General features: G+C 70.4%; 11 protein-coding genes. All 11 read right to left on the bottom strand.

Going from position 1 to position 14201, the window contains the following annotated elements; genetic code table 11:
* Window positions 1-99: 99 nt before the first annotated feature.
* The 11 genes from ACZ4EG_RS15115 to ACZ4EG_RS15065 all read right to left on the bottom strand — a co-directional run bounded on the left by ACZ4EG_RS15115 (window position 100) and on the right by ACZ4EG_RS15065 (window position 14201).
* Window positions 100-819 carry a YggS family pyridoxal phosphate-dependent enzyme gene (locus ACZ4EG_RS15115; protein ID WP_453547978.1) on the bottom strand — a complete coding sequence of 240 codons (720 nt, stop codon included), beginning with the start codon at window positions 817-819 and terminating at the stop codon, window positions 100-102.
* A gap of 6 nt (window positions 820-825) precedes the next feature.
* The gene (gene pgeF / locus ACZ4EG_RS15110; protein WP_467790932.1) at window positions 826-1557 is read right to left on the bottom strand and encodes a peptidoglycan editing factor PgeF; all 732 of its coding nucleotides are present in this window, start codon (window positions 1555-1557) and stop codon (window positions 826-828) included.
* Window positions 1554-2753 carry a cell division protein FtsZ gene (ftsZ, locus tag ACZ4EG_RS15105; protein ID WP_467790931.1) on the bottom strand — a complete coding sequence of 400 codons (1200 nt, stop codon included), beginning with the start codon at window positions 2751-2753 and terminating at the stop codon, window positions 1554-1556. The genes pgeF and ftsZ overlap by 4 nt, the downstream gene beginning before the upstream one ends.
* A 279-nt stretch (window positions 2754-3032) precedes the next feature.
* Entirely contained in the window at window positions 3033-3827 is a 795-nt protein-coding gene (locus tag ACZ4EG_RS15100) for a cell division protein FtsQ/DivIB (RefSeq protein WP_453547972.1), read from the bottom strand.
* 224 nt (window positions 3828-4051) lie between these two features.
* A complete protein-coding gene (gene murG, locus ACZ4EG_RS15095) occupies window positions 4052-5143 on the bottom strand; it encodes an undecaprenyldiphospho-muramoylpentapeptide beta-N-acetylglucosaminyltransferase (RefSeq protein WP_453547970.1) in 1092 nt (363 codons plus the stop codon).
* A gap of 6 nt (window positions 5144-5149) precedes the next feature.
* Entirely contained in the window at window positions 5150-6502 is a 1353-nt protein-coding gene (gene ftsW, locus ACZ4EG_RS15090; protein WP_467790930.1) for a putative lipid II flippase FtsW, read from the bottom strand.
* A gap of 85 nt (window positions 6503-6587) precedes the next feature.
* Window positions 6588-8054, bottom strand: a complete 1467-nt coding sequence (murD, locus tag ACZ4EG_RS15085) for a UDP-N-acetylmuramoyl-L-alanine--D-glutamate ligase (RefSeq protein WP_467790929.1) — start codon at window positions 8052-8054, stop codon at window positions 6588-6590.
* On the bottom strand, window positions 8036-9106 hold the full coding sequence (gene mraY / locus ACZ4EG_RS15080; RefSeq protein ID WP_263216381.1) for a phospho-N-acetylmuramoyl-pentapeptide-transferase: 1071 nt from the start codon (window positions 9104-9106) through the stop codon (window positions 8036-8038). The genes murD and mraY overlap by 19 nt, the downstream gene beginning before the upstream one ends.
* Window positions 9106-10512, bottom strand: a complete 1407-nt coding sequence (locus ACZ4EG_RS15075) for a UDP-N-acetylmuramoyl-tripeptide--D-alanyl-D-alanine ligase (RefSeq protein ID WP_453547963.1) — start codon at window positions 10510-10512, stop codon at window positions 9106-9108. Before ACZ4EG_RS15075 ends, mraY begins: the two co-directional genes overlap by 1 nt.
* 4 nt (window positions 10513-10516) lie before the next feature.
* Window positions 10517-12172, bottom strand: coding sequence for a UDP-N-acetylmuramoyl-L-alanyl-D-glutamate--2,6-diaminopimelate ligase (locus tag ACZ4EG_RS15070; protein ID WP_467790928.1), 1656 nt, complete (start codon window positions 12170-12172; stop codon window positions 10517-10519).
* A gap of 40 nt (window positions 12173-12212) precedes the next feature.
* Entirely contained in the window at window positions 12213-14201 is a 1989-nt protein-coding gene (locus ACZ4EG_RS15065) for a peptidoglycan D,D-transpeptidase FtsI family protein (RefSeq protein WP_467790927.1), read from the bottom strand.

The following is a 14201-nucleotide window of genomic DNA, read 5'->3' as shown; positions in this document are numbered from 1 at the left end:
CGGCTGACGACTGCCAAGTCCCGCGATCCACGAGGTCGTTGTGCCCGCCTTCGGCGGCATTGACCATATTTTCTGCTGTGGTCCGACTTCCTGGCGACGTTACCCGAGGCTGGGGCGGACTCCGAGCACCGCGGTGCCGACGCGCACATGTGTCGCCCCGGCCGCCACGGCCTCCTCGAGGTCCGCACTCATCCCTGCAGAGACCATGTTCGCAGCCGGATGGATTCGGCGCAGGTCAGTCGACAAATCCATCAACCGCTCGAACGCAGCCTGTTGACGCCCCGCGTATTCACCGGTGAGCGGAGCGACGGTCATCAGTCCGTCGAGCCGCAGCCCAGGAGCACGGGCGACCAGGTCGGCCAACTCTTCGATTCCGCCGGGTGCCACGCCACCGCGCTCGCCCCGGCCGGCCGCGCCCGCGTCCAGCGCGACCTGGATGAGGCACCCGACCTCGCGTCCGGCCCGCTCGGCCTCGTTCGACAGAGCCGTGACAAGTCGGGAACGGTCGACGGACTGCACGACATCCGCATAACCGACCACAGATCGCACCTTGTTGGTCTGCAATTGCCCGACAAAGTGCCAATTAAGGGGCAGATCCGAACAGGCGGCGGCCTTGGGGGCCGCGTCCTGGTCGCGGTTCTCGGCCACGTGACGCACACCGAGTTCCGACAGCATTCGTACATCGCTCGCCGGATAGGTCTTGGTGACCACGATCAGGGTCACCTCTTCCCGCTTGCGCCCGGCGGCCGCGCACGCGGCGGCGATGCGTTCCTCCACCTTCGCCAGGTTTCGGGCGAGTTCAGTCTTACGGTCCGTCATGCCCCATCAGTCCAGCCACACATAGCCCGCGAGCCGTCCGGTGGTGCGGTCGCGGCGGTACGAGAAGTGGTCGCCCGACTCGAGCGTGCACACCGGCGACTGCTCCCGGTCGTGCACCCCGAGCCGTTCGAGCTGCGCGTGCACTCCGGCGCTCACATCGACCGCCGGTGTGCCCCAGCTCGTCTCCGAGTGCGCCGTCGGTTCGACGGCGGCGACCTCGGCGCGCATCGCCTGCGGTACTTCGTAGCACCGGCCGCAGACGGCGGGCCCGGTGCGGGCGACGATCCGGGACGGCTCGGCGCCGAGCTCCACCATGGCCCGTACGGCGGCGGGGACGACCCCGGCGACCAGCCCGGGACGGCCCGCGTGGGCCGCGGCGGCGATCTTGGCGACCGGATCGGCGAGCAGCACCGGCACGCAGTCGGCGGTGAGCACGGCCAGGGCGAGTCCGCGGCGGGCGGTGACGACCGCGTCGACCGAGGGGATCTCGGCGGCGGGGTCCCAGGGTCCGTCCACCACGACCACGTCGGCGCCGTGCACCTGGTTCATCCAGACCACTCGGCCCGGGTCGACCCCCAGGGACTCGGCCGCGAGTTCGCGGTTGGCCCGGACGGCGGCGGGGTCGTCGCCGACCGCGCCGCCGAGGTTGAGCTCTTCGTACGGAACGGCGCTCACCCCGCCCCACCTGTCGGTGAAGGCGAAGTGCGCGCCGTTCACGGTCTCGCGCTGTCCTATCACTTCAGGAAGTCCGGCACGTCCAGTTCCTCGGCCGTGCTGTCGGCGTAGGTCCGCGGCGCCGGGGTGATCGGCGGCACGGCCGGGGCCTCGTTCACCGGGGCGGGGACGGGCTCCGGCTCCTCCTTCGGGGTCACGCTGCCGAGCGAACCGAAGGACGGGCGGCTCTCCGGCTGCCGCACCGGAGCGGGCTCGTCACGACGGGCGGAGGCCGAGGCCGAGCCGAGGACGTTGTCCCGGCGGGCCGGCGGCTGGCCGCCGTCGAAGCCGGCCGCGATCACGGTGACCCGGACCTCGTCGCCGAGGGCGTCGTCGATGACCGCGCCGAAGATGATGTTGGCCTCGGGGTGGGCGGCCTCGCTGACCAGCTGGGCGGCCTCGTTGATCTCGAACAGGCCGAGGTCGGAGCCACCGGAGATGGACAGCAGCACGCCCCGTGCGCCGTCGATGGACGCTTCGAGCAGCGGAGAGGAGATCGCCATCTCGGCCGCGGCCACCGCACGGTCGTCGCCGCGCGCCGAGCCGATGCCCATGAGGGCGGAGCCGGCCTCGGACATGACCGACTTGACGTCGGCGAAGTCGAGGTTGATCAGGCCGGGGGTGGTGATGAGGTCGGTGATGCCCTGGACACCGGAGAGCAGAACCTGGTCGGCCGACTTGAAGGCGTCGAGCACCGAGACCTGGCGGTCCGAGATGGACAGCAGCCGGTCGTTCGGGATGACGATGAGGGTGTCGACCTCTTCGCGGAGCTCGGCGATGCCGTCCTCGGCCTGGTTCGCCCGGCGCCGTCCCTCGAAGGTGAACGGGCGCGTGACCACGCCGATGGTGAGGGCACCCAGGGAGCGCGCGATGTTGGCCACGACGGGCGCGCCGCCGGTGCCGGTGCCGCCGCCTTCACCGGCCGTCACGAAGACCATGTCGGCCCCCTTGAGAACCTCCTCGATCTCCTCGCGGTGGTCCTCTGCGGCCTTGCGGCCGACGGCCGGGTTGGCTCCGGCTCCGAGTCCGCGCGTCAGTTCGCGGCCGACGTCGAGCTTGACGTCGGCGTCGCTCATCAACAGCGCCTGCGCGTCGGTGTTGATGGCGATGAACTCGACACCCTTGAGACCGACCTCGATCATCCGGTTGATGGCATTGACACCACCGCCGCCGACACCGATGACCTTGATGACTGCGAGGTAGTTCTGCGGTGCTGCCACGTCGAAGGCCTCTCGCCTCGAATTACGTTGCCGTCGTCTCGCGGGTCCGCCGCGCTCCGCCGACTGATGCCGAATGGGACGGTCCGAGCGCCGACCCGAACCCTAACGCTGAAGTTTAGGGTTACCAGTGTTTCCGTTCCTTGGAGTCTTCTGAACAGGACACTAAGTCGACAAGTGGCGCACGTTCAACGAACACGCCGAACCTCCCGTTTTTCTTTTCACCCTATGTGATCAGGCATAGCGGTGCCCAACCAGGGTGCTGGCCTGCGCTGATGTGCGTCAACTCCCCGCTGACGCAGGGGCGGTGGGAACACTGACATCGAAGTGCCGTGCGCCGGGCGAGGCTTTCATCAGGGCGGTGAGGGTGCGGGCCTTGGCGCGGCCGCTCTCGGAGCTGCCCCAGGCGACCGTGCGGCCGCCGGTCAACTCCAGCGAGATGTCGTCGTAGGAACGGACCTTGACGACCCTCGTGTCGTGCGCGACGGCGGCCGGAATGTCGCCGGCGACCCGGACCGCCTCCCGCACGAGCCGGTCCGGCCCGAAACGCCGCAGGCTCGCGGTGGCCGAACCCCGGCGAGGTGCCTTCAATTCCAGCGTCGGAACGCCTTTCGGCGCCTGTGAAACCGTGGCGAAACGGACACCTTCGTCGTCCACTTCGACAAACTTTCCGGCCTTTTGGACAAGGAGGACCGCAGTACGCTCGGTCACTTTGAGCCCGATTCCCCCGGGCCAGGAACGGACCACATCAACCGTGTCAATTCGGGGCAATTTCTTGCGGAGTCGGGCCCCGATCGCATCTGTGTCGACCGAAATCAGCGGTTCCCCGACCGGCACATCGGCGGCCTCGCGCACCTGTGCGGGCGTCAGGACACGGGTCCCGGAGACCGACACATGGTGCACGCGCAGCCACTGCGAGCCGTACAACAGCCAGACGGAACCGGCACCGAGGAGCACGACGACAACCGCCAGGATGACGATCGTACGAACGCGGGGATTCCTCAACGGTCGGACGAGCGGCGGGCCGGACGACTCCTGCTGGCGGTCACCACGCTCGGTGGTGGTCGGTCCGGCCACGCGCGCGCTCCTTCCACGGCTCGGCTGCCCTCCGGCGCGCCCTTCGGATCACTCGCCGATGCTAAGCGGCCTCGGAGAGGTGAGGCACGCCCCCACGCCGCCCGGCACGGCACCTCGCCGCACCGCCGCATCACCCAAGTACATCCAGTACGAGGGCGATGCGGCAGCACGCCGATGCACCGCACCGAACGACGCGGAAACGCACCCCACTTCCCCGAGACCGCTTAGCGACGGTGCGAGGCGATCGCCTCGTACACCATGCCGACGAGCAGGTCGTCGGCGTCCCGGCGGCCGAACTCACCCGCGGCGCGGGACATCTCGTACAACCGGTGCGGATCGGCGAGCACGGGCAGGACGTTCTGCTGGACCCACTCGGGGGTCAGCTCCGCGTCGTCGACCAGCAGTCCGCCTCCGGCCTTGACCACCGGCTGGGCGTTGAGCCGCTGTTCGCCGTTGCCGATGGGCAGCGGGACATAGGCGGCCGGGAGTCCGACGGCGGAGAGCTCGGCGACGGTCATCGCGCCCGCGCGGCAGAGCATCATGTCGGCCGCGGCGTACGCGAGGTCCATCCGGTCCAGATAACTTACCGGGATGTAGGGGGGCATCCCCGGCATCTGCTGCACGTGCGGCAGTTCGTTCTTCGGGCCGACCGCGTGCAGGATCTGGATGCCGGCCTGCTGGAGCCAGGGGGCGACCTGCTGGACCACCTCGTTGAGGCGGCGGGCGCCCTGCGAGCCGCCGGAGACGAGCAGCGTGGGCAGGTTCGGGTCGAGGCCGAAGCGGGCGCGGGCCTCGGGACGCATGGCCGCGCGGTCCAGCGTGGCGATGGAGCGGCGCAGCGGGATGCCGATGTAGCGGGCGCCTCGCAGCTTGCTGTCCGGCGTGGAGACGGCGACCTGGGCCGCGTACCGGGAGCCGATCTTGTTGGCGAGTCCGGGCCGGGCGTTGGCCTCGTGGATCACGATCGGCACACCGAGGCGCTTGGCGGCGAGATAGCCGGGCAGGGCCACGTAGCCGCCGAAGCCGACCACACAGTCGGCCTTGGTGCGCTCCAGGATCTGCTCGGTCGCCTTGATCGTGCCGCGCAGCCGGCCCGGGACGGTGATCAGCTCCGGCGTGGGCTTGCGCGGCAGCGGCACCGCCGGGATCAGCGCGAGCTCGTAGCCGCGCTCGGGCACGAGCCTGGTCTCCAGGCCGCGCTCAGTGCCCAGGGCCGTGATCCCCACGGTGGGGTCCTGCCTGCGCAGGGCGTCCGCGAGGGCGAGCGCGGGCTCGATGTGGCCGGCGGTCCCCCCACCGGCGAGTACGACATGCACCGAAATTCACCGCTCTCCGGACGAGCGCGCCGCAGTGGCACGCCGTCGCATCGTGTTCCATCTCCGGGGTCCCGGAGTACCCCCGGCCCGCTTTCTACCAAACCGAGGTTGCCGCATGGCAAGTGCCGCCCGCGCGGCGGGCTCGTCGCGCGCGAAGGCGATCAGCAGCCCGATGGCGAACATGGTCGGCAGCAGGGCGGAACCTCCGTAGGAGAACAGCGGGAGGGGGACGCCGGCGATCGGCAGCAGACCGAGCACCGCACCGATGTTGATCACTGCCTGCGCGGTGATCCAGGTGGTCACGCCTCCCGCGGCGTACCTCACGAAGGGGTCCTCCGTGCGTCCGGCCACGCGGATACCCGCATAGCCTAGAGCCGCGAAGAGGGCCAGCACCGACAGCGTCCCGGCGAGGCCCAGTTCCTCACCGGTGACGGCGAAGATGAAGTCGGTGTGGGCTTCGGGTAGTTGGCCCCATTTTTCCACGCTCGCGCCGAGGCCGGAGCCGAAGAGCCCGCCGGAGGCGAGGGCGTAGATGCCGTGCACGGCCTGCCAGCAGTCGGTGACCCCGGAGCGCGGCTCGGTGGCGCCGATGCAGGCGAGCCGGGCCATGCGGTTGGGGCTGGTCTTGATCAGGATCACACCGATCGCGGAGGCGACCGAGAGCACGCCGACGAACAGCCTGGTGGGCGCTCCCGCCAGCCACAGCAGCCCGAACAGGATCGCGGTGAGGATGATCGCCGTGCCCATGTCGCCGCCGAGCATGATCAGCCCGAGCAGCAGGAAGGCGACCGGGACCAGCGGAACCAGCATGTGCTTCCACTGGGTCAGCAGCTTCTTCTCCTGCTTGCGCGCGATCAGGTCCGCGCCCCAGAGCACCAGCGCCAGCTTGCCGAACTCGCTCGGCTGGATCTGGAAGGAGCCGCCGAGGGAGATCCAGTTCTGGTTGCCGTTGACCGCCATCCCTATCCCCGGCACCTGCACCAGGACCATCAGGAACACGGCGCCGGCGAGGATCGGGTAGGCCAGCGCCCGGTGCAGTTTCACCGGCACGCGGGAGGCGGCGAACATCAGACCGCCGCCGATGACGGCGGCCAGGAACTGCTTGCGGAAGAAGTACGAGCCCGGCAGCGCCAGCTGGAGCGCGGTGATCTGGGAGGCCGAGTAGACCATCACCAGGCCGAGCACGGTGATCAGCAGGCTGCCGCCGAGGATCAGGTAGTACGCGGTCAGCGGCCGGTCCCAGGCCTTTCGCGCGCGCGTGTAGAGCCGTCGTACGGGGTTCTCACGCGGGCCGCGGGGGGCCGTGGGCCGTCCGGCGGTCCGCCGGACCGGCGGACGGCCCGTACGGCTACCGGACATCCCCGGCTCCTCCCGGCCTGAGCCACATGCGAGTCACGCGTCCCTCCCAGGGTCCCGAAGCACCCGCTGTGGCCGAGACCCGCCGTCAGGCGCCCGCGCCGAGTTCGCGAACCGCCTCCGCGAACGCGTCACCGCGCTTGTTGTAGTTGGTGAACATGTCCATGGAGGCGCAGGCCGGGGCGAGGAGCACCGTGTCGCCGGGCCGCGCGAGCCGCTTCGCCTCCTGGACCGCCTGGAGCATCGCCCCAGTGTCGGTCCGGTCGAGGTCGACGACGGGTACTTCCGGCGCGTGTCGCGCGAGGGCGTCGCGGATCAGGGCGCGGTCGGCGCCGATGAGGACGGCGCCGCGAAGCCGCTTCGCCGACTTGGCGACCAGCTCGTCGAAGGTCGCGCCCTTCGCCAGACCGCCCGCAATCCATACGATCGACTCATATGCCGCCAACGAGGCTTCTGCCGCATGCGTGTTGGTGGCCTTGGAGTCGTCGATGTACGCGACCCCGTCCACGTCGGCCACGTGCGCGATGCGGTGCGCGTCCGGCCGGAAGGCCCGCAGACCGTCCCGTACGGCCGTGGCGGGCACCCCGAAGGCACGGGCGAGGCCCGCCGCGGCAAGGGCGTTGGCGATGTTGTGCGGGGCGGGCGGGTTGACGTCGGAGACCTCCGCCAGCTCTTGCGCGTTCTTGTGGCGGTTCTCGACGAAGGCGCGGTCGACCAGGATGCCGTCCACGACGCCGAGTTGGGAGGGTCCCGGGGCGCCGAGGGTGAAGCCGACGGCCCGGCAGCCCTCCTCGACGTCCGCCTCGCGCACCAGGTCCTCGGTGAGTTTGTCGGCCACGTTGTAGACGCAGGCGACCCGATTCCCCTCGTAGATACGGCCCTTGTCGGCGGCGTACGCCTCCATGGAGCCGTGCCAGTCGAGGTGATCGGGCGCCAGGTTCAGTACGGCGGCCGAGTGGGCGCGCAGCGACGGCGCCCAGTGGAGCTGGTAGCTGGAGAGCTCGACGGCCAGGACGTCGTACTCCTCCTCGCCGAGGACGGCGTCGAGGAGCGAGACGCCGATGTTGCCGACGGCGGCCGTGCGCAGGCCCGCCGCCGCCAGGATGGAGGCGAGCATCTGGACGGTCGTGGTCTTGCCGTTGGTGCCGGTGACGGCCAGCCAGGGGGCGGCGTCCGGACCGCGGAGCCGCCAGGCCAGCTCGACGTCGCCCCAGATCGGCACGCCCGCCTCGGCCGCCGCCGTGAACAGCGGCTTGTCCGGCTGCCAGCCGGGGGCGGTGACGATGAGCTCGGTGCCCTCGGGCAGGGTCGCGCCGTCGCCGAGGCGCACGGTGATGCCGAGCGCCTCCAGGCCGGCCGCCTGGGCGCGGGCACGCTCGTCGTCGCCGTCGTTGACGACCGTGACGAGGGCGCCGAGCCCGTGCAGCACCTTGGCCGCCGGGACGCCGGAGACGCCGAGCCCGGCGACGGTGACGTGCTTGGCCCGGAAGTCGAACGCCCCGGAAGACTCCGAAGCCGCCGAGGACACCGATGAGGTCACTTGTCCGCTGCCCATCCCGCATAGAAGAGGCCCAGTCCGACGATGACACAGATGCCCTGAATGATCCAGAATCGGACCACTACAAGGACTTCGGACCAGCCTTTGAGTTCGAAGTGGTGCTGGAGTGGCGCCATCCGGAAGACGCGCTTGCCGGTGAGCTTGAAGGAGCCGACCTGGATGACGACCGACATGGTGATCAGGACGAACAGGCCGCCGAGGATGGCGATCAGCAGCTCGGTGCGGGAGCAGATGGCGAGACCCGCGAGCACACCGCCGAGGGCGAGCGAACCGGTGTCACCCATGAAGATCTTGGCGGGCGAGGTGTTCCACCACAGGAAGCCGAGGCAGGCGCCCATCAGCGCGGAGGAGACGACCGCGAGGTCGAGCGGGTCGCGCACCTCGTAGCAGGCGTTGGGGTTGGTCAGGGTCCCCGCGTTGGCGCAGGACTCCTGGAACTGCCAGACGCCGATGAAGGTGTAGGCGCCGAAGACCAGGACGGAGGCGCCGGTGGCGAGACCGTCCAGACCGTCGGTGAGGTTCACGCCGTTCGACATCGCCAGGATCATGAACAGCGCCCAGACCACGAACAGCACCGGGCCGATCGTCCAGCCGAAGTCGGTGATGAACGACAGCTTGGTGGAGGCCGGGGTGTTGCCGCGCGCGTCCGCGAACTGGAGCGAGAGCACGGCGAAGGCGATGCCGCCGAGCAGCTGGCCGGCCATCTTGGCCTTGGCCCGCAGACCCAGCGAGCGCCGCTTGACGATCTTGATGTAGTCGTCGAGGAAGCCGACCAGACCCATGCCGGTCATGAGGCCGAGCACCAGGAGGCCGGAGTAGGTCGGCGCGTAGCCGGTGATCACCTTGGACAGGAAGTACGCGGCGATCGTCGCCAGGATGAAGGCGATACCGCCCATCGTCGGCGTACCGCGCTTGCTGGCGTGCTCGCGGGGGCCGTCGTCGCGGATGTACTGGCCGTAGCCCTTGCGCGCGAGGAGCTTGATCAGCAGCGGGGTGCCGATCAGGGTGAGGAACAGACCAATGACACCCGCGAACAGGATCTGCTTCATCATCGGGCGGCAACCTCACCCTCGGCACCGGACTCGAGCAGTGCCTGGGCAACGCTCTCCAGACCCACCGAACGGGACGCCTTCACGAGCACGACGTCCCCCGGGCGCAACTCGCTGCGCAACAGGTCGACCGCCGCCTGTGCGTCGGACACGTGCACCGACTCCTCACCCCACGAACCCTCGTTATATGCGCCCAGTTGCAGCCAGGACGCTTCCCTGTCCCCGACCGCGACGAGCTTGCTGACGTTGAGCCGGACGGCGAGCCGTCCGACCGCGTCGTGCTCGGCGAGCGCCTCGTCCCCGAGCTCGGCCATCTTGCCGAGCACCGCCCAGGTCCGCCGCCCCTTGCCCATGGCCGCGAGCGCGCGCAGAGCGGCTCGCATGGACTCGGGATTGGCGTTGTAGGCATCGTTGACGATGGTCACGCCGTCCGGGCGCTCGGTGACCTCCATCCGCCAGCGGGAGAGGGTGCCCGCCTCGGAGAGCGCGGTGGCGATCTCTTCCGCGGACATGCCCAGCTCATGGGCGACGGCGGCCGCGGCGAGCGCGTTCGACACGTGGTGCTCACCGTACAGGCGCATGGTCACATCGCTTGCACCGGAGGGTGTGTGAAGCCTGAAGGAGGGCTGTCCGCTGTCCGTGAGTCGTACGTTCTCGGCGCGTACGTCCGCTTCGGCCGACTCTCCGAAAAGGATCACCTTCGCCTTGGTACGGGCGGCCATGGCCCGTACCAACGGATCGTCGGCGTTGAGGATCGCCGCGCCGTCCTCGGGAAGCGCCTCCACGAGTTCGCCCTTCGTCTGGGCGATCTGCTCGCGGCCGCCGAACTCGCCGATGTGCGCGGTGCCGACATTGAGCACCAGGCCGATCCTCGGCGGGGTCAGCTCGGTGAGGTGGCGGATGTGGCCGAGGCCGCGGGCGCCCATCTCCAGCACGAGGAACTTCGTCTCCTCGGTGGCGCTGAGGGCGGTCAGCGGCAGCCCGATCTCGTTGTTGAGGGAGCCGGGGGTGAAGACGGTCGGCGCCTTGCTGCGCAGCACCTGGGCGACGAGGTCCTTGGTGCTGGTCTTGCCCGCCGAGCCGGTGAGGGCCACGAGGGTCGCGCCGAGGCGGCCGACGACATGCCGGGCCAGGGCGCCGAGGGCGCTCTGGACGTCGTCGACGACGATCGCGGGCACGCCGACGGGGCGCGTCGCCAGTACGGCGACCGCGCCCGCCTCGACGACGGCCGCCGCGAAGTCGTGGCCGTCCACGCGTTCGCCGGCGAAGGCGACGAAGAGGCTGCCGGGCACCACCTCGCGGGAGTCCCGGACGACCGGTCCGGTGACCTGGACGGACGGATCCGGTATGTCGTGCGTCTGCCCGCCGACGACTGCTGCGATCTCGGCGAGGGAGAGGGCGATCACAAGTTCATCCCTGGGTCTTCTGGATAGCTTCGCGGAGCACCTGGCGGTCGTCGAAGGGACGGACCACTCCGGCGATGTCCTGGCCCTGCTCGTGCCCCTTGCCCGCGACCAGCACCGTGTCGCCGGGCGCGGCACGACTCACCGCGGCGGCGATCGCGGCGGCCCGGTCCTCGAAGAGGAGCACCTCACCGCGCTCGTGCACGGGTACGGAGGCCGCGCCCTGGAGCATGGTGGCGAGGATCGCCAGGGGATCCTCTGAACGAGGGTTGTCGGAGGTCAGTACGGCCGTGTCGGCGAGCCGGGCCGCGGCGGCGCCCATCGGGGAGCGCTTGGTCCGGTCGCGGTCGCCGCCGCAGCCGAGGACGACGTGCAGCCGGCCCTTGGTGACCTTGCGCAGCGCCTTGAGCACCGATTCGACCGCGTCGGTCTTGTGGGCGTAGTCGACGACCGCGAGATACGGCTGTCCGGCGTCCACCCGCTCCAGGCGGCCCGGTACGCCGGGTACGGCGGCGACGCCGTCGGCGGCGGTCTGCGGGTCGAGGCCCGCGGCGGCGAGGGCGACCACGGCGGCGAGGGTGTTCGCCACGTTGAACGGGCCCGGCAGCGGCGACTTCGCGGTGATCCGCTCGCCCCGGGGACCGACGACGGTGAACGTCGAGTCCATCGGGCCGATGCGGACGTCCTCGGCGCGCCAGTCGGCGTCGGGGTGTCCCTCGGCGGAGAAGGTGACCACCGGGACGGGGGCCTCCTCGGCGAGCCGGCGGCCGTACTCGTCGTCGAAGTTGACCACACCGCGTTTGCTGCGCTGCGGCGTGAACAGCTGTGCCTTGGCCCGGTAGTAGTCCTCCATGTCGGAGTGGAACTCCATGTGTTCCGGGCTGAGGTTGGTGAAGACGGCGATGTCGAAGACGCAGCCGTCGACCCGGCCGAGGACCAGGGCGTGGCTGGAGACCTCCATGGCGACCGCCTCGACGCCGCGCTCGCGCATGACGGCGAACAGGGCCTGGAGGTCGGTGGCCTCGGGGGTGGTGCGCTCGGACTTGATGCGCTCGTCGCCGATGCGCATCTCGACCGTGCCGACCAGACCGGTGGACTTCACCGTCCTGAGGCCGCCCTCGACGAGATAGGCGGTGGTGGTCTTGCCGGAGGTGCCGGTGATGCCGATCTGGAGCAGATCACGGCCGGGACGGCCGTAGATCGTGGCCGCCAGCTCGCCCATCCGCGCGCGCGGGTCGTCGACCACCAGGACCGGCAGGCCGGTCGCGGCGGCGCGCTCGGCGCCCGTCGGGTCGGTCAGCACGGCGACGGCGCCCAGGCCCGCGGCCTGGGTGACGAAGTCGGCGCCGTGCAGCCGGGCACCGGGGAGGGCGGCGTACAGGTCGCCGGGGCGGACGGCGCGCGAGTCGTGGGTGATGCCCGTGACCTCGGCGGCAGGGTGCGAAGCGGCGACACCCAGCTGATCGGCGAGCTCCGCGAGGGGTGTGGCGGAGACCTGAACCGGTCGTGGCGGCCCCGGGTAGGTCACGGAAGCGCCCTTCTGGGTGGTTTGGGACTGATCAGCGTGTGGCACGGCGGTGAGCGTACCGGGCGCACCCGCCGTGGAGCGAAGCGAGGGGCCGGAGGGGCCGTGGTTCCCGGGATCCGGGGTGATCGTTCTCACGAGCTCGTTCCTGGTGGTCTGTGCGAGGTACCGGTGCAGGTCAGGGCTTGTAGGTGACCGGCAGATGCGCGGCCTTGGCCCCGGTCGGCGGGATCTGGAGGGTCTTCAGGGCGAACTCCATCACCTGCTTGTAGATGGGGCCGCAGATCTGGCCGCCGAAGTAGCTGCCGGCGGTGGCGTTCTGGATGGCGCAGTAGACGGTGATCCGGGGGTTGTCCGCGGGTGCGAATCCGGCGAATGAAGAGGTGTAGCCGCGGTACTTGCCGGTGGCCGGATCCACGCGGTTGGCCGTACCCGTCTTCCCCGCGACGCGGTAGCCGGGGATGCGCGCCTTGGTGCCGGTGCCCTCCCGGTCGTCCACGACGGACTCCAGCATCTGGGCGACGGTCTTCGCCGTCTTCTCGCTGATCACCCGGGTCTTCTCGGGCTTGGCGGTGGGGGTGAAGCGGCCGTCGGCGCCCTCGGTGCCGCGCACCAGGGTGGGTTCGATGCGGACGCCGCCGTTGGCGATCGTCGAGTAGACGGAGGCCGCCTGCATGGCGTTGAGGGACATGCCCTGGCCGAAAGGAATCGTGTACTGCTGCGACGTCGACCACTTGTCCGCGGGCGCGAGGATGCCCTTGGTCTCACCGGGGAAGCCGAGTCCGGTGTAGCTGCCGAGGCCGAACTTCTTCAGATAGGAGTAGAGGACGTCGTTGGCCTCCCGCTGGGTCTTTCCGAGCTGGCCGGCGGCCAGGATGGTGCCGATGTTGCTGGACTTGGCCAGGACGCCGTTGAGCGTGAGGTACCAGGTCCCGTGGTCGACGTCGTCCTGGAAGAGGCGGTCGCCGCGGTGCAGCCGGTTGGGGACGACGACATGGGTGAGCGGGGTGGCGGCGTTCTCCTCCAGCACGGCCGACATCGACATCACCTTGGCGGTGGAGCCGGGCTCGTAGGCGTCCTGGAGGGCCGGGTTGCCCATCGCGGCGGAATCCGCCTTCGACAGGTCGTTCGGGTCGAAGCCGGGTGAGTCGGCCATGGCGAGGATCTCGCCGGTACGGGTGTCCTGCACGACGACATACCCGCGGTCGGCCTTGGACTTCTTCACCTGCTCGCTGATGGCGTTCTGCGCGGCCCACTGGATGTCGCGGTCGATGGTGAGTTCGACGTCGGCGCCGGGCACGGCGGGGGTCTCGGTGGAGCCCGCGGTGGGCACCTCGCGGCCGCCGGACTGGGCGTAGCGGATCTTGCCGTCCGTGCCGGTCAGCGTCTTGTTCAGCTGCTGCTCGATGCCGCCGCCGCCCTTGCCCTCGGCATTGACCCAGCCCAGTATCCCGGCGGCGAGGTCGCCGTTCGGGTACACGCGCTTGCTGCTGGGGTCGGAGAAGACGCCGGCGAGGACGTTGACGGTGGTCTTGTCCGTGTTCGCCTTCTGGGCGAGCGCGCTCCTCAGGTCCTTGATCTGGTTCCAGACCTGCGGGGTCCGGCGGCCGGCGAGTTTGACGTAGCGCAGGTCCTTGTTGGCGGGCCGCAGCTTGCGGACGAGTGTGTCCTGGTCCTGCCCGACGATCGGCGCGAGGAGTGCGGCCGCCCGCTCGGGGCCGTCGTCGATGCCGAGCTGCTTGCGCGTGAACATCGTCGGGTCGGCCGTGATGTCGTACGCGTCCTCGCTGATCGCCAGGGCCACGCCGTTGCGGTCGGTGATCCCGCCGCGCTCGGCGGCGAGGGTGTGGACGACATACCGGTTCTGCTCGGCCTTGGCCGCGTACGCGCTCGCGTCGACGGCCTGCACCTGGAGCAGCCGCACCACGAAGGCGAGCAGCACCAGGGTCAGCGCGAGACTGACCATGCGCAGGCGCGGGCGGGGGCTGCCGAGCCGCAGCGGGCGGGCGGCCGCCGGGCGGGCCTGCTGGGGGCGGCGGACCGGGCGGGCCCCGGGACCGGGACCGGGACCGGGTTGCCGACGGCCGCCGTTCCCGGGCCGGGGCGGCTTGGCGGGGCCGGGCACACGGCGGCGCGGCGGTTGCCTTTCTCCAGAGGTGTCTGACAC

The sequence above is a fragment of the Streptomyces sp. NPDC025638 genome (assembly GCF_055558775.1).
This window is presented reverse-complemented; position numbering and strand designations above follow the sequence as displayed.

What these genes read in the sequence shown, in the direction of transcription:
- ACZ4EG_RS15115 (WP_453547978.1), bottom strand. Translation starts at nt 819, where the DNA reads ATGACGGACCGTAAGACTGAACTCGCCCGAAACCTGGCGAAGGTGGAG.
- ftsW (WP_467790930.1), bottom strand. Translation starts at nt 6,502, where the DNA reads ATGTCCGGTAGCCGTACGGGCCGTCCGCCGGTCCGGCGGACCGCCGGA.
- murD (WP_467790929.1), bottom strand. Translation starts at nt 8,054, where the DNA reads ATGGGCAGCGGACAAGTGACCTCATCGGTGTCCTCGGCGGCTTCGGAG.
- mraY (WP_263216381.1), bottom strand. Translation starts at nt 9,106, where the DNA reads ATGAAGCAGATCCTGTTCGCGGGTGTCATTGGTCTGTTCCTCACCCTG.